Below are 13,105 nucleotides of genomic sequence, written 5' to 3'. Positions count from 1 at the left end.
ATGAGTACGCCCGATCCCGCCGCGCCGCTCCCGCTCGCCGAAGCGCCCGTGGGGGAGCATGACCGTCGCCTGCTGGAGACCGTGCATCCGCCATTGTGGAGCAACCCCACTCCGAAGTCCAGCTACCACCTGGTGGTGCTCGGCGCGGGGACGGCGGGGCTGGTGACGGCGGCCATCGGCGCGGCGCTGGGCGCGCGCGTGGCGCTGGTGGAGCGCGCGCTGATGGGCGGCGACTGCCTGAACGTGGGGTGCGTCCCCTCCAAGGCGCTGATCCGCGCCGCCCGCGGGTGGAAGGCCGCCGCCGAGGCTTCGGAGCGCTTCGGCGGCCCGGCCTCCGCAGGCGACGGCGACTTCGCCGTGGCGATGGAGCGCATGCGCCGCATCCGCGCCGACCTGAGCCCGGTGGACGGGGCGCGCCGCTTCCGAGACGAGCTGGGGGTCGACGTCTTTCTCGGTGAGGGGCGCTTCGTGTCCGGGGATGCACTGGAGGTGGGAGGCGCGCGCCTCCGCTTCCGCCGCGCGGTGGTCGCCACCGGAGGGCGCCCCGCCGTCCCGCGCATCGAGGGGCTGGCGGAGGCGGGCTACCTGACCAACGAGACGATCTTCTCGCTGACGCAGCGCCCGGAGCACCTGGTCGTCATCGGCGGCGGGCCGATCGGGTGCGAGCTGGCGCAGGCGTTCGTGCGCTTCGGCAGCCGCGTCACCATACTGGACGACAAGGACCAGGTCCTCCCCCACGACGACCCCGACGCCGCGGCCACCGTCGCGGAAGCGCTCCGCCGCGACGGCGTGGAGATCGTGCTGGGGGCGAAGGTGGAGCGGGTGACGCGCATCGGTGCGACGGTCACCGTTCGCTGGACGCGGGGCGGAGCGGCCGCGAGCACCGAGGCAAGCCACCTGCTGGTCGCCGCCGGCCGCGCGCCGAACGTGGAAGACATCGGCCTGGAAGCCGCGGGCGTCGAGTTCGGTGAGCACGGCGTCACGGTCGACGAGCACATGCGCACCACCAGCGCGCGCATCTACGCCATCGGAGACGTGGCGTCGAAGTATCGCTTCACCCACGCCGCCGATGCCCAGGCGCGTATGGTGGTGCGGAACGCCCTCTTCTTCGGCCGCGGCAAGGCGTCCGACCTGGTGATCCCCTGGTGCACCTACACCGCGCCGGAGGTGGCGCACGTCGGCATCACCGCGGACGAGGCAAAGGAGCAGGGCGCCGAGACCATCACCATCCCCATGCGCGAGGTGGACCGCGCACGCCTCGATGGCGAGGAAGACGGCTTCCTCCGCGTGCACCTGAAGGCCGGCACGGACCGCATCCTCGGCGCAACCCTCGTCGCCGACCACGCCGGCGACCTCATCAGCCAGATCACCCAGGCGATGACCGCCGGCATCGGCCTGGGCAAAGTGGGCCAGACGATCTTCCCCTACCCCACCCAGGCCGAGGTCATCCGCAAAGCCGCCGACGCCTGGAGCCGCACCCGCCTCACGCCCGCCGCGAAGAAGGCGTTCCGCCTCTTCTTCCGCGCGCTGCGTTGATAGTTCGGCCTGCTACTACACTCGTCTTGGCGGGCCGAAGCTATCCTCCCATTGTCCATCGCCCTACCGCACGTACTCCCGCCGCACGCTCTCCGCCACCGTGCGGGCGGAAAACGGCCGGCCCAGCGCGGTCGCGGCGGCGGACAGGCGCGGGAGAAGGCCCGGCTCAGAAAAGACGCGGGCGAAGGCGGCGGTCATCTCGACCCTGTTACGGCCGGCGAGTGCGGCGCCGCTTCGCTCCAGGGTGCGCGTGTTCCCCTCCTCCGCGCCGGGGATGGGGCGGGTGAGGAGGAGGGGACGACCCAGCGCGAGCGCCTCGCTCACCGACAGCCCACCGGCCTTGGTCGCCACCACATCCGCCGCGGCCATCAGCGACGGCAGCCCGCGCACGTAGCCGAGCACCCGCAGGCGCTCGGGCGGAAGCCGCAGCGTCTCCAGCCGTGCGCGTGCCGCGTCGTTCCTGCCGCACACCGCCACGATGGTCGCCGCGGGATCCGCCCCATCGAGCGCGGCGAAGACGGCCTCCTCCACCCCGATCCCCAGCCCGCCGCCGGCCACCAGCGCGACCGGCCGTTCCGGGTGCAGCCCCCACTCCACCCGCGCATCCGCCCACGCGGGGACCCGCGCCACCGACGGGTCAATGGGGATGCCGGTCACCTCCACCGCCGCCCCGCGCGCCCGTGGCCGCAGCTCGGCCGCCAGCGCATCCGTGGCCACGAAGTAGCGCCGCACGCCGGGCTGCACCCAGACGCGGTGCAGGGTGAAGTCGGTGATGGCGAGCGCAAAGGGCGGCCACCCCGGGCGCCCCGCGGCGAGCTGGCAGGGGAGGAAGTGGGCGCACAGGCACGCGCTCCACGGATGCGTCAGCACGAGATCGTGGAAGGCGCGGAAGAGGATGCGGCGGGCCGCCGGAGCCCAGTGCGCCCGGTCGTGGTCCATTCCGTCGGTGAGGTGGTAAATCCCCTTCCACACCCGCGGCGCCCGCGCGGCGATCATTTCGAACCCCGCGCCGTACAGCGCGCGCACCCAGCGTGGAGCCAGCGTCAGCAGGTCCACGTGCTCCACCCGGAGCGCGGGGTCCAGCTCGGTGAAGGCGGCTCGAAGTGCCTCCGCCGCGCGCAGGTGCCCGGTGCCGGTGGAGGCGGAAACGATCAGGACGCCGGGTCTCTCCATGGGCTCTCCGCGGCAGTGGGCACGACTCGCTGTACAGGATCGCCGCGGCACGCGGCGTGCCCCCGCAGCCGGGTGTCCGTGAATACGCCCCCACGCACCGGGCCCCTCGATTGACGCACTTCTGGTTCTTTGGCGCGGTGCTGGCCGCCGCGGCCGCCTTCGCCCTGCTCGAGATCCAGATCGAGGGAGAGGAGGGCGGCTGGGCCTCCAACCTCCCGACGTGGCGGATCGAGAACCGCTGGACGAAGCTGTTCTTCAGCGGGCGCCCGCTCACCGGCTATCACCTGTGGGTGCACGCGTGGGTGCTGGTGATGGCGCACCTCCCCTTCGCGCTCGGCTTCGCGCTCCCGTCGCTGCGCGGCGAGGCGCGGATCCTCGCATTCCTGATCTTCTTCTGGATCGCCGAAGACTTCCTCTGGTTCGTCTTCAACCCCGCCTTCGGCCTGCGCCGCTTCACGCGCGAGCACATCTGGTGGCACGCGCCGACGTGGTGGTGGATCGCCCCGCGCGACTACTGGATGTTCGCTCCGCTTGGCGCCGCGCTCTACTGGTACGGCACACGGTAGAGACGCTGGTACGCCGCAACCGTCCGTTCCTGGATCGCGCCCCACGAGGTACCCACGCCCCCTCTCTCGATGACGGGAGGGCGCAGCCCTCTCCTGTTATCGGGAGAGGGGGCAGTCGAGTGTAACGAGACGGGGGTGAGGGCCTACCCCACCAGCGCCGTCTCGATCTGTGCCGCCGCGGTCATGGTGCGGTGCACGGGGCAGCGGTCGGCGATCTCGCGCAGGCGCTCGCGCTGCTCCGCGGTCAGGGGCCCTTCCAGGACCAGCTCGCGCCGGATGTGGTCCACGCACGGCTGGCCAGATGCGCAGCGGGCCTCGTCGAGCGCGTGCACCTTGCCGTGACGCATCCGCACCGAGACCTCCTCCAGCGGCCAGCCCTTCCGCTCCGCGTACATCTTCACCGTCATCCCGGTGCACGCGCCCAGCCCGGCCATCAGGTAGTCGTAGGGCGTCGGCCCCGCATCCGCGCCGCCGACCGCGACGGGCTCGTCCGCCACGAAGACGTGCCGCCCGGCCGAGATCGCGGTGCGGAATCCGGACGGACCCGTCACCGTCAGCACCTCGCCGGCGTCGGAAAGCTCCTCGAGCTTCGGGTGGGGGAGCTCGGGGAGGTGGCGCGATGCCCACGCCGCGATCGCACGGCCGGCGTAGCGCGCATCGTCGCGGTTGCTCAGCAGGTGGTCCGCGCCGTCGAGTGAGATGAAGCTGCGGCTCCCCCGCGCCCCCTGGAAGATCTTCATCGCGTGCTCCAGCGCCACCACCTGGTCTTCGGCGGAGTGGAGGACGAGCAGAGGAAGTTCCAATTGGGCCAGCGCCTCCTCGATGCGGGAGCCGCGCAGGTCGTCCATGAGCTGCCGCTTGACGACGAATGGACGCCCGCCGATCTGCACGGTGGCCGCTCCGTCCGCTTCGATCCGCTCCCGCGACTCCGCGAGAAGACCCATCGCGAGCCACGGATCGGAGGGCGCGCACAGCGTGGCGACGGCGCGCAGCGAGGGGATGCGCCCGGCCGCCACCAGCGCCGCGACGCCGCCCAGCGAGTGGCCCACCAGGAGTGCGGGCGCCATTCCGCGCGCCGCCAGGAACTCCGCCGCCAAGACCAGGTCCGCCACGGCGGTGGAGAAGTTCGTCTCCGCGAACTCGCCCTCGCTCTCCCCCAGCCCCGTGAAGTCGAAGCGCAGCACCGCCAGCCCCTCGCCGTTGAGCGCGCGGGCGATGTTGACCACGGCGTTCAGGTTCTTGGAGCAGGTGAAGCAGTGCGCCAGCAGCACGCAGGCGCGCGGCTCCCCGCTCGGCGGCAGATCCAGCCGGGCGGAAAGGCGCGCCCCGGATGCGCCTGAAAAGGTAAGGGGGATCGAGTGCACGTGGGTCTCTCCGTGGAAAAGCAGCGCGCCGCCCCATTCAAGGAGCGGCGCGCATGGCGTCAGCCTTCCCGCGGCTCGAAGCGGAGCGCCACCCCGTTGTTGCAGTAGCGCTTCCCCGTGGGCGCCGGCCCATCGGTGAAGACGTGCCCCTGGTGCCCGCCACAGCGCGCACAGTGGTACTCGGTGCGTGGCCAGATCATCTTGAAGTCCCGCTTCGTCTCCAGGTGCCCGGGGATGGGGTCGAAGAAGCTCGGCCACCCCGTGCCGCTGTCGAACTTGGTGTCCGACGTGAAGAGCGGAAGCCCGCACGCCGCGCACGCAAAGGTCCCCGGGCGCTTCTCGTCGTTGAGCGGGCTGGTGAAGGCGCGCTCCGTTCCCTCCTCAAAGAGCACGGCGTACTGCTGCGGCGTCAGCTCGCGCCGCCATTCGTCGTGCGGCTTCTCCAGCGGCGTGAAGTCCTGCGTTGTCTCGGACATTCCTGGCCTCCAATCGTTCGTCGTGTAGCGCCGGCCCGGCCGGCTCCGTCGCCATTGTACCCCGCGCACGCCACGCGGGTCGCCGCCAGCGCACGAACGGTTCCGTGGCGCATCTTCTGCACTGCCGCGCCACCGGCACTCAACCGGAAAAGGTGAATGAGGAAGGATGAAGCGGGGCGCGGCATCGCGTGGGGGGGGATCGCCGGGGTGGTGGTGGTGGGCGCCGCGTGGCTGGCGGATTCCTTTCGCCGGTCGCGGCGCGAGAGGGTCACGCACCGCATCCTGGTGGACGTGCTCCTCAACGCCCTTACAGCCGATGACGCCATCACCGCGCGCCACAGCCGCCGTGTGGCGGACCTGAGCTTCGCGCTGGCGCAGCGGTTCGGGATGCCGCGCCGCGAGCTGGCGACGCTCCGCGTGGGCGCGCTGCTGCACGACATGGGGAAGATCGACGACCGCTTCTTCCACATCGTCCACTCGCGCGACCCGCTCAGCGAGGACGAGCGCACGGAGATGGAGTTCCATCCGCACCTCAGCGCCCGCATCCTGGAGCCGCTGGAGCCGATCCACCCCGGCATCGCGGAAGTCGTCGCGTCGCACCACGAGTGCTGGGACGGCAGCGGCTACCCCCGCGGCTGCGGCGCAGAAGAGATCCCGCTGGGCGCGCGCATCATCGCCATCGCCGACGCCTTCGACGCCATGACCCAGCCGCGCGCCTACAAGGAGGGGATGCCGGTGGACGAGGCGTTCGACCGGCTGAGGAAAGGCGCCGGCCGCCAGTTCGACCCGGGCCTCGTGGAGCTGGTCCACACCGATCCCGTCCTAGGCCAGTGGTGCGAGATCGCCTCCGCCGGGCAGACCGACGAAAGACGGGAGCAGGAGGCGGCGCTGAACGCCCCACCCCCCACCCCCGAAAATCCCCCCGAACTGGACGGCACCCCGTCAGTCTGAACGGCCCGGCGACAGAAAAAGCCTCACACAGAGAACACAGAGGGAACTGCAAGGCTACGGAGACCACACGTACACGCATCCGAACATGGGATGTGGTGGTGCACGTGGGAGAGCCCCTTCCTTCACTGCGCGCCTGCGGTCGCGCAGGCGCAGGCGCGGTTCGGCGCTCCGTTCAGGAAGTCGTGTTTGTTCGCTCTGTAGCTCTGTGTTAGCCTCTCAGTAGTAGCAGTAGCAGGTGTGGCCGGAACTGCAGATCCCGGCCGCGTCCGGGCCGTATATACGCTGACAGGTCTGCTCGCAATCCAAGTCGTCCTCGCAGAACGGCCGCTGCGCCTCGGACGCCACCGCCTCCTGTAGCCCGAAGCCGAGCCCCAGAACCACCGTGACCGTAAGTACGGCCCTGCCGAAAGTGGAACGGTTCATCTTGCGCCTCCTGTAAAGGTTTTCCGTACTTCGCGTCTGTGACATTGCGGCGCATAATGCGTGCCCGATGTGTGCGCGCCTCGAACTTCCATCGCGAAGGCCGCCTACTTCTCTTCCGGCTTCATCATCACCAGCATGGGGCCCTGTGCGTCGACGTGGACGGGCGCGGACGCCAACGCCTCCGCCAGCAGCGGCGCGATCCAGGGCTGGTCGGAGCGCAGGATGACGAGCCCGGCCCGCTCCAGCGCCGCCCCGTGCTCGCCCAGCACGCGCAGCGCCGCAAAGAACCGCCCTCGCAGCCGCCCGAAGTGCGCCACGTCCGCGCTCCTCCCGCGGAAGCGCTCCGCCAGCCAAAGATCCTGAGCCGCCAGCGCGAGCACCTGGAAGCGCGCCGCCTCGTCCGCACCCTCGCGGACCGGGGCCCTCTCCAGCACACCCGCCCCCAGCAGCCGCTCCTCGAGCGCTTCCGCCGTCACCTCACCGAGCCCCAGGTAGTGCTCCAGCGCCGCGGCCACCTCCCCCGCCTCCCACACCGAATCGTCCCCAGACATCAGAATCACGAGTTGTAAGTTGTACCCAACCGGCAACCGGAGCACGCTTTCCTCAGCGCCTCTCTCTGCGTCTCCGCGCGAGACCCTTTACGATCCCGCCCCGCGCACCCCACGCCGCGGCTCCAGCATCATCCTCAGCTCCTTCACCCGCAGCGTGATCAGCGGCTCGGGCCTCGGCACCGCGCCCGGCACCGGCCGCAGCCGCCACCGCTGCCCGAGCGTCGCCAGCGCCAGGATCCCTTCCATCCACGCGAACCCTTCGCCGATGCACTTCCGCGGCCCCCCGCCGAACGGAAAGTACGTGAATCGTGGAAGCGCCGCCTCCGCCTCGGGCGTCCACCGCTCCGGACGGAACTCCAGCGGCGCATCCCAGAAGCGCGGATCGCGGTGCGCGAGCCACGGGCTGAGCAGCACCACCGAACCACGCCGTATGCGGAAGCCGCCGAGCACGAAGTCCTCCTTCGGCTCCCGCCCGATCAGGTACGCGGGCGGAAAGAGCCGCATCGCCTCCGCGAACACCCCGCGCGTGTACGGCAGCGCCGCGGCGTCCTCCGCGCCGGGCGTGCGGCCGCCGAGCACGTCGTCGATCTCCGCGTGGAAGCGCGCCTCCGCCTCCGGGTGGGCGCCCAGCAGGTGCCACGTCCAGGCGAGCGCGTTGGCCGTCGTCTCGTGACCGGCCAGAAAGAGCGTCAGCGTCTCGTCGCGGAGCTGCTCGTCGGTCATCCCGCCGCCGTCCCCCTCCTCGTCGCGCGCGGCCAGCAGCAGCCCCAGCAGGTCGGGCCGGTCCACCCCGCTCCTCCGCCGCTCCTCGATGATGCGCAGAATGGTGGAGTCCAGCCGCTCGCGCGCTCGGTGGAAGCGGAGGGTGCCGGGCACCGGAAGCCGGTCCAGGAGCGGCGCCAGCGGGTTGCTCAGGCGCGTGAAAAGGCCGAGCGCATCCGTCAGCGCCCGGCCGATCTCGTCCGCCTCCTCCTCCACCGCCGCTCCGAACAGCGTGCGCCCGGCGATGGCGAGCGTCATCCGGTTCATCTCGCGGCCCACGTCCAGCGTGGTGCCGGCCGTCCACCCCTCCGCCATCCGCGCAGAGAGCGCGGCGATCTCCCCCGCCAGCGCCGCGATCCGCTCGCGGTGAAAGGCGGGCTGCGCCAGCCGCCGCTGCCGCAGGTGGAAGTCGCCCTCGCTGGTCAGCAGCCCGTGGCCCAGCAGCACGCGGGCACGCTGAAGCGCCCGGCTCTTGATGAAGAGCCGGTGCCTCGTCACCAGCACGTCGCGCACACCCTCGGGGTCCGCTACGAGATAGAAGGGGATGGCGCCGACGCGCCAGCGCACCACGTCGCCGTAACGGCGGTGCATCCGCTCCAGCATCCCCAGCACGTCGCGCCGAAGCGCGAGGATGGAGCGGACGGGCGCGCCTCCCCGCGGGCCGGGCGGGTGCAGGACGTCCGCGGCGGCGGGCCCGGATCTCACGCCCTAGTTGCCGCTGGCGGTGCGGATCAGGTTCCCGATCCGTCCCCAGCGCACCTCCGTCACGAACGGCAGCGCGTCCGGCGAAGTCTTGTCGTACGAGTAATACAGGAACATCGGCTTCCCGCGGATCACGTCGCGCGGAATGAAGCCTTTGAAGCGCGAGTCCAGCGAGTGGTCGCGGTTGTCGCCCATCAGGAAGTAGTGCCCGGCGGGAACCACCAGCGGGCCCCAGTTGTTGCGCGTCGGCTGGTAGCTGCGCGGGTCGGCGCCGGGCGCCAGCGCCTGCCGGTGCCAGGTGGGCGCTTCCGGGTCCTGCACCTCCAGCGGCTCGTCCGGCCCCTGCTCGTAAATGGCGTACGGCTCGTTCAGCCGCTTGCCGTTGCGGAACATCACCCGGTCCTTCATCTGGATCGTGTCGCCCGGCGTGCCGATCACCCGCTTCACCACGTCGATCACGGGGTTGTTGTACGTCGGGCGGAATACCACGATCTCCCCCGCCCGCGGGTCGCGGATGGCGGGGAGCGCCACGTCCACCACGGGGAGATGCGCGCCGAAGATGGCGTTGTTGGCCATCAGGTAGTCGCCCACCAGGAGCGTGCGCTCCATGCTCTCGGACGGAATGGAGTACGCCTGCACCAGGAAGGTGCGGATGAAGAGGAACAGGACGACGGCGATGCCGACCGACTTGACCCACTCCAGCGTCTCGTTCTTGGCGGAGGCCCTGGCGGGGGTGCGGCGCTTGGCCACGCCCGCGGCGCTCCGGGTGTTGGGGGAAGCCACGAATCCGGGTACGGTTGGGGGACGCGCCCCGCAGTCCCACCCCCGGGGCGTCGGGGCAGCAGAAGTATCGGGGGCGGGGGAGGATCGCACAACCATCCGCCCCTTCCGCGGGGATACGCCGCACCATTCTCCAAAGTTTCCCCCCGTCCGATGACGGCGCTTGCCGCATCCGAAACTTCGAATCCCGTCCTCGGCAACTTCTCACACCGTTATCCGTCTCGCTTCGCCAATCGCTCGGCAAACATAGACTCCTCTCGGGAAAGAATAATGCCGAAGATTGGACCCGCGACTCGACACCTAGGACCACTCGCATCGCTTCCCAAAACGGAAAGTCCAACTACCCCATTGCGCAAAGTGAACGGGGTATGTATACTCAGGCCCACCTCTCGCGCCACACAATCTCCCCCGCCGGACCAGCGGTAACCCCGGAGAACCCCGATGCAAACGGACCGCCTCCACCTCCACGAGCCCGCCCCCCTTCCACCACGAGCCGCTCTTCACCTGGTCGAAGACGCTCCCCTGCCGTTCGGCGGCGAGGCCAGGACCGGCCCCGCCGACGAGCAGCTGATGGCGCACTATGGCAGGACGGGGTGCGAGATGACCTTCCAGATCCTCCATACGCGCTGGCGCTCGCGCATCCGTGGCTACTTTTTCAAGCGGATCAACGACCGCACCCGTTCCGACGACCTGACGCAGATCGTCTTCATGCGCGTGCACAACAACCGCGAGCGCTACGATCCCACCAAGCCGTTCTCAGTCTGGATCCATGCCATCGCCGGGAACCTCACCATCAACGAGGGGCGCACCGAGTCGCGCCGCCGCGTGCACACCATGACGGATCTGGAGGGCGAGCCCGCCGCGGTGCAGGCGCTCACCGAAGGGCAGTCGATGGAGGTGCGGCCGGACGACTTCACCTATCGGCGCCAGATCCGCGCGCAGGTCGAGCGCGAGCTGGGGCGCATGGATGCCATCTTCGCCGAGCCGTTCCGCCTCCACGAGCTGGAGGGGCAGCCCTACGAGGAGATCTCCGAGGCGCTGAGCGTCCCCGTGGGAACGGTGAAGAGCCGGATGCACCGCGCGCGAACGCAGCTTCGCGAGCGCCTCGGCCACCTGCGCGCCGAGATGACCGACGGGCCGCACCTGTAGCCGCGGCGGCATGCGAGCACGCTTTTCAGGCAAATAGAAGCGTGTTATGTTTCGAACGCGCGGTACGCACTGGCGAGCCGCACGTTCCGTCCGTCCGCTACCCGCCACTCTCCTCCGAGCCAATCGCGCCCGCGTGCGGCTCCCCCACCCGCAGCAGCGACCGAGCATGAAGCACCTGGTCCGCACCCCGCTCTTCCTTGCCATCGTCCTGGGCGTGCAGGCCAGCTGCCAGAACCCAGCCGGCGGCGACAAGAAGCCCCCCGAAGTCAAAACGCCCTCGATCAGCGGCGCCGTCCTCACCGCCGGCGGCGACGGCGTCCTCACGGGTGCCCACCTGGACCAGCTCCCGGCGAGCATCACCGTCGACGGCGTCGCGGTCACCTGGACGTCGCGCACCGCCACCGAGGCGCGCTTCGCCATGCCCGCCGCCCGCCCCTGCGAGGTGGACGGCCGCCCGATCGTGGTACAGGCGGGTACGATGAGCCACACGGGTGCCCTGAAGGTCGCCTCCACGATCGACCTCCAGGTTGGCGAGAGCCGCGTCCTCACCCGCGAGCAGCTCGCCACCCTCTGCCTGCAGCTCCCCGCCGGCACCAACCGCTACGTCTTCACGGCACTGAACCCGAGCCTCGTGTACAGCCCGGCGCCGGACACGCTCTTCACCGTCCACGGCTGGACTGGCGCGGGCGGGTCCGCGGCGAGCGTCTCGTCCACGGTGTCACCCCGCCTTGGAGCGTCGGCCCTCGCGGCCCGTCTCGATCAGCACGCCGCGCTGCACAACCGCGAGTACCCACGGCAGCGGAGTGTGGCCGGTCCTATCACCTACTCGGAAAATCCGCCCTCTTTCGACCCACGGTACGCCACCGCCACCGTCGGCGACACGGTGATCTGGGCGGACCTCTGGAACGACCCATACGGCTGCGACAAGCCGCGCAACCAGGTACCCACCTTCCCAATCGTCGTCGCTGCGACATCGACTTCCGGGAAGACGGTGCTGGCTTACGACTCTCGCACTAGACACAGCGCCGGCTGGAGTTCCGTTGAGACCCGGAATCGCCTCACCCGCGCCGCGGACATGATGGAGCGGTGGGCGCTCCCCGCCGCCCGTGAGATCCTGGGCGCCGACTTCCAGCCTCCCAAAGGTGCCGGAGGCAGGTGGTGGCACGTCTTCCGGAGCGACATCCCGGGCTGGACGTCGGACGGGCGAGTCGGTGCGCCAGTTTCGATCTGCCCCAATGCTTCGGAACTGATCGCGACCATCTCTCACGATCTTCCACCGCAGCATGACTCACAGATGGAATATCTCGCGGGTCTCCTGATCCATGAGTACGGGCACAGCGTGGAGGACGTATTCGAAGTACGGCGCTGGGGCACCTTCGGCGAGCATTTCTCCCACTGGGCCGCGCACGAGGCCTGGGCTCAGTCCTTCCAGGAAACCGCGGCCAGGCTTGCCAGCAATCAGCCCACTGCTGCCCGGTACAGCGGCCTTGTCACCGGTGTGCCGTACGCCGACTTCTACCTGAACGGATATGGCGAGAGCCCGCTGCAGAGTCCCTGGGGTACCGTGGCCGGTGACCGAGGGGGAGTCTACGACCAGGGTGCCCGCTTTCTGATGTTCCTCCGAGAGCAATGGGGCGATGCTACTCTCGGCAGCACCAAGGAGCGCTACTATGCGCGTGTGCTGGCGATTCCCCGATACGGCATTTCGGATATGGCCGCCCTTGTCGGCATGGATGCGACCACGGCTCTCGATCGCTGGAGCCTGGCTGAGGCGATTGACGACATCGTGGACCCCGCAGTTGTGGCTGCACGTAGCCTCCCGCAGATACAGACGTGGGTGCCGCAGGACAATGGGCCTCTGTCAAGTACAGCGATCTCCAAGACTGCTAACACGGCGCGCCGGCTGGTGGTAGGGCGCGGCAATTACGCAGCTGTCTACGCGTGGGACTACAATGCGGACGCGGGGAAGGGTATCTCGCTCACGTTCAGCGGGTTCGGTTCGGCACCGTTCATCGCCCGAATTACCCGGGTCAAGTAGGAAGCACGTTTTGGATTGAACAAAACCGCCGGTCCCCTTCGGGCCGCCTTGTTCACGTCTCCACCTCATCCCACAGAGGGTGCCCACGGGAGAGGGCACCCTTTGCCGCGCCGTTACTCCGTTCCGGCGTGCCGACCGGTCAAGTCGTGGGCGAGCCGTGCCGCCTCGATACGGCGCCTGGCCCGGATGCGGACGAGGAGACGGATCGAGTCAGTCTGCGCCCTAACAGAAGGAGGGGCGTGCGCATCGGTTCCGTGTGCTTGCGCCTTGGAGTTGCCTCCCGCCAGCCGTGCCGCCTTTGCCTCCACCGGGTGCGCAGCCGCCCAATTCTCCAACCACCGATGGAGGGCCGGCATCACTGAGTCCCGTGAGTGGTTGTCTCGCGCGACACGCAGTACCGCTTCTTTGGTTCTCTCGCTGACTTCCGGCACACTGACCAAGTTTTCCTCGTAGAGCATCCGGGCGACAGCGGCCGCCGCCGGGGCCGGAGCAAGGATCGGCCGATCGGCTGCGCGCGCCGTCTCCTTGCCGCTCCGGGCCTCGCTTTCCTCTCCCGCCTGGCACCCGCCCACACCCAGTGCCAGAATGGCGATCGCGGAAACCATCTTTAAGCCTGGCTTGGTCATCGGAGTGC

General features: G+C 69.8%; 13 protein-coding genes. 5 read left to right on the top strand and 8 right to left on the bottom strand.

Annotation, left to right across the window (positions count from 1 at the left end):
* Positions 1-1,536, top strand: a complete 1,536-nt coding sequence (locus VF584_16900; GenBank protein ID HEX8211857.1) for a mercuric reductase — start codon at positions 1-3, stop codon at positions 1,534-1,536.
* 63 nt (positions 1,537-1,599) lie between these two features.
* On the opposite strand, the gene VF584_16895 is transcribed toward VF584_16900, so the two are convergent.
* A complete protein-coding gene (locus VF584_16895) occupies positions 1,600-2,709 on the bottom strand; it encodes a glycosyltransferase (GenBank protein ID HEX8211856.1) in 1,110 nt (369 codons plus the stop codon).
* A gap of 110 nt (positions 2,710-2,819) precedes the next feature.
* On the opposite strand from VF584_16895, the gene VF584_16890 reads away from it, so the two are divergent.
* A complete protein-coding gene (locus VF584_16890; GenBank protein ID HEX8211855.1) occupies positions 2,820-3,275 on the top strand; it encodes a hypothetical protein in 456 nt (151 codons plus the stop codon).
* Positions 3,276-3,418: 143 nt separating this feature from the next.
* On the opposite strand, the gene VF584_16885 is transcribed toward VF584_16890, so the two are convergent.
* Positions 3,419-4,639 carry an alpha/beta fold hydrolase gene (locus VF584_16885; protein HEX8211854.1) on the bottom strand — a complete coding sequence of 407 codons (1,221 nt, stop codon included), beginning with the start codon at positions 4,637-4,639 and terminating at the stop codon, positions 3,419-3,421.
* 59 nt (positions 4,640-4,698) lie between these two features.
* Positions 4,699-5,115 (bottom strand): peptide-methionine (R)-S-oxide reductase MsrB, encoded by a 417-nt coding sequence (gene msrB, locus VF584_16880; protein HEX8211853.1) that lies wholly within the window; start codon positions 5,113-5,115, stop codon positions 4,699-4,701.
* Between the two features lie 156 nt (positions 5,116-5,271).
* Between msrB and VF584_16875 the strand changes: the two genes are divergently transcribed.
* Positions 5,272-6,066 (top strand): HD domain-containing phosphohydrolase, encoded by a 795-nt coding sequence (locus VF584_16875; GenBank protein ID HEX8211852.1) that lies wholly within the window; start codon positions 5,272-5,274, stop codon positions 6,064-6,066.
* Positions 6,067-6,282: 216 nt separating this feature from the next.
* Here VF584_16875 and VF584_16870 read toward each other — a convergent pair whose 3' ends face one another.
* From VF584_16870 to lepB, 4 genes are all read right to left on the bottom strand, one after another.
* Positions 6,283-6,489 carry a hypothetical protein gene (locus tag VF584_16870; GenBank protein HEX8211851.1) on the bottom strand — a complete coding sequence of 69 codons (207 nt, stop codon included), beginning with the start codon at positions 6,487-6,489 and terminating at the stop codon, positions 6,283-6,285.
* Positions 6,490-6,593: 104 nt separating this feature from the next.
* A complete protein-coding gene (locus tag VF584_16865; protein HEX8211850.1) occupies positions 6,594-7,040 on the bottom strand; it encodes a hypothetical protein in 447 nt (148 codons plus the stop codon).
* An 87-nt stretch (positions 7,041-7,127) separates the two neighbouring features.
* Positions 7,128-8,507 (bottom strand): cytochrome P450, encoded by a 1,380-nt coding sequence (locus VF584_16860; GenBank protein ID HEX8211849.1) that lies wholly within the window; start codon positions 8,505-8,507, stop codon positions 7,128-7,130.
* 3 nt (positions 8,508-8,510) lie between these two features.
* A complete protein-coding gene (lepB, locus tag VF584_16855) occupies positions 8,511-9,254 on the bottom strand; it encodes a signal peptidase I (protein HEX8211848.1) in 744 nt (247 codons plus the stop codon).
* 471 nt (positions 9,255-9,725) lie between these two features.
* Here lepB and VF584_16850 point away from each other — a divergent pair, with 471 nt between their 5' ends.
* Complete coding sequence (locus tag VF584_16850) at positions 9,726-10,433, top strand: RNA polymerase sigma factor (protein ID HEX8211847.1); 708 nt, start codon at positions 9,726-9,728, stop codon at positions 10,431-10,433.
* A 166-nt stretch (positions 10,434-10,599) separates the two neighbouring features.
* On the top strand, positions 10,600-12,471 hold the full coding sequence (locus VF584_16845; GenBank protein ID HEX8211846.1) for a hypothetical protein: 1,872 nt from the start codon (positions 10,600-10,602) through the stop codon (positions 12,469-12,471).
* 113 nt (positions 12,472-12,584) lie between these two features.
* On the opposite strand, the gene VF584_16840 is transcribed toward VF584_16845, so the two are convergent.
* On the bottom strand, positions 12,585-13,097 hold the full coding sequence (locus tag VF584_16840; protein ID HEX8211845.1) for a hypothetical protein: 513 nt from the start codon (positions 13,095-13,097) through the stop codon (positions 12,585-12,587).
* Positions 13,098-13,105 lie beyond the last annotated feature (8 nt).

The organism is Longimicrobium sp. (genome assembly GCA_036389135.1).
Lineage (GTDB): Bacteria > Gemmatimonadota > Gemmatimonadetes > Longimicrobiales > Longimicrobiaceae > Longimicrobium.
The sequence above is the reverse complement of the archived record's forward strand: the minus strand, read 5'-3'. Positions and strand labels throughout refer to the sequence as shown.

Bases quoted from the DNA above. Each gene is read 5' to 3' on its own strand.
- VF584_16900 (HEX8211857.1), top strand. From the start codon at position 1: ATGAGTACGCCCGATCCCGCCGCGCCGCTCCCGCTCGCCGAAGCGCCC.
- VF584_16895 (HEX8211856.1), bottom strand. From the start codon at position 2,709: ATGGAGAGACCCGGCGTCCTGATCGTTTCCGCCTCCACCGGCACCGGG.
- msrB (HEX8211853.1), bottom strand. From the start codon at position 5,115: ATGTCCGAGACAACGCAGGACTTCACGCCGCTGGAGAAGCCGCACGAC.
- VF584_16875 (HEX8211852.1), top strand. From the start codon at position 5,272: ATGAGGAAGGATGAAGCGGGGCGCGGCATCGCGTGGGGGGGGATCGCC.
- VF584_16870 (HEX8211851.1), bottom strand. From the start codon at position 6,489: ATGAACCGTTCCACTTTCGGCAGGGCCGTACTTACGGTCACGGTGGTT.
- VF584_16865 (HEX8211850.1), bottom strand. From the start codon at position 7,040: ATGTCTGGGGACGATTCGGTGTGGGAGGCGGGGGAGGTGGCCGCGGCG.
- VF584_16850 (HEX8211847.1), top strand. From the start codon at position 9,726: ATGCAAACGGACCGCCTCCACCTCCACGAGCCCGCCCCCCTTCCACCA.
- VF584_16845 (HEX8211846.1), top strand. From the start codon at position 10,600: ATGAAGCACCTGGTCCGCACCCCGCTCTTCCTTGCCATCGTCCTGGGC.
- VF584_16840 (HEX8211845.1), bottom strand. From the start codon at position 13,097: ATGACCAAGCCAGGCTTAAAGATGGTTTCCGCGATCGCCATTCTGGCA.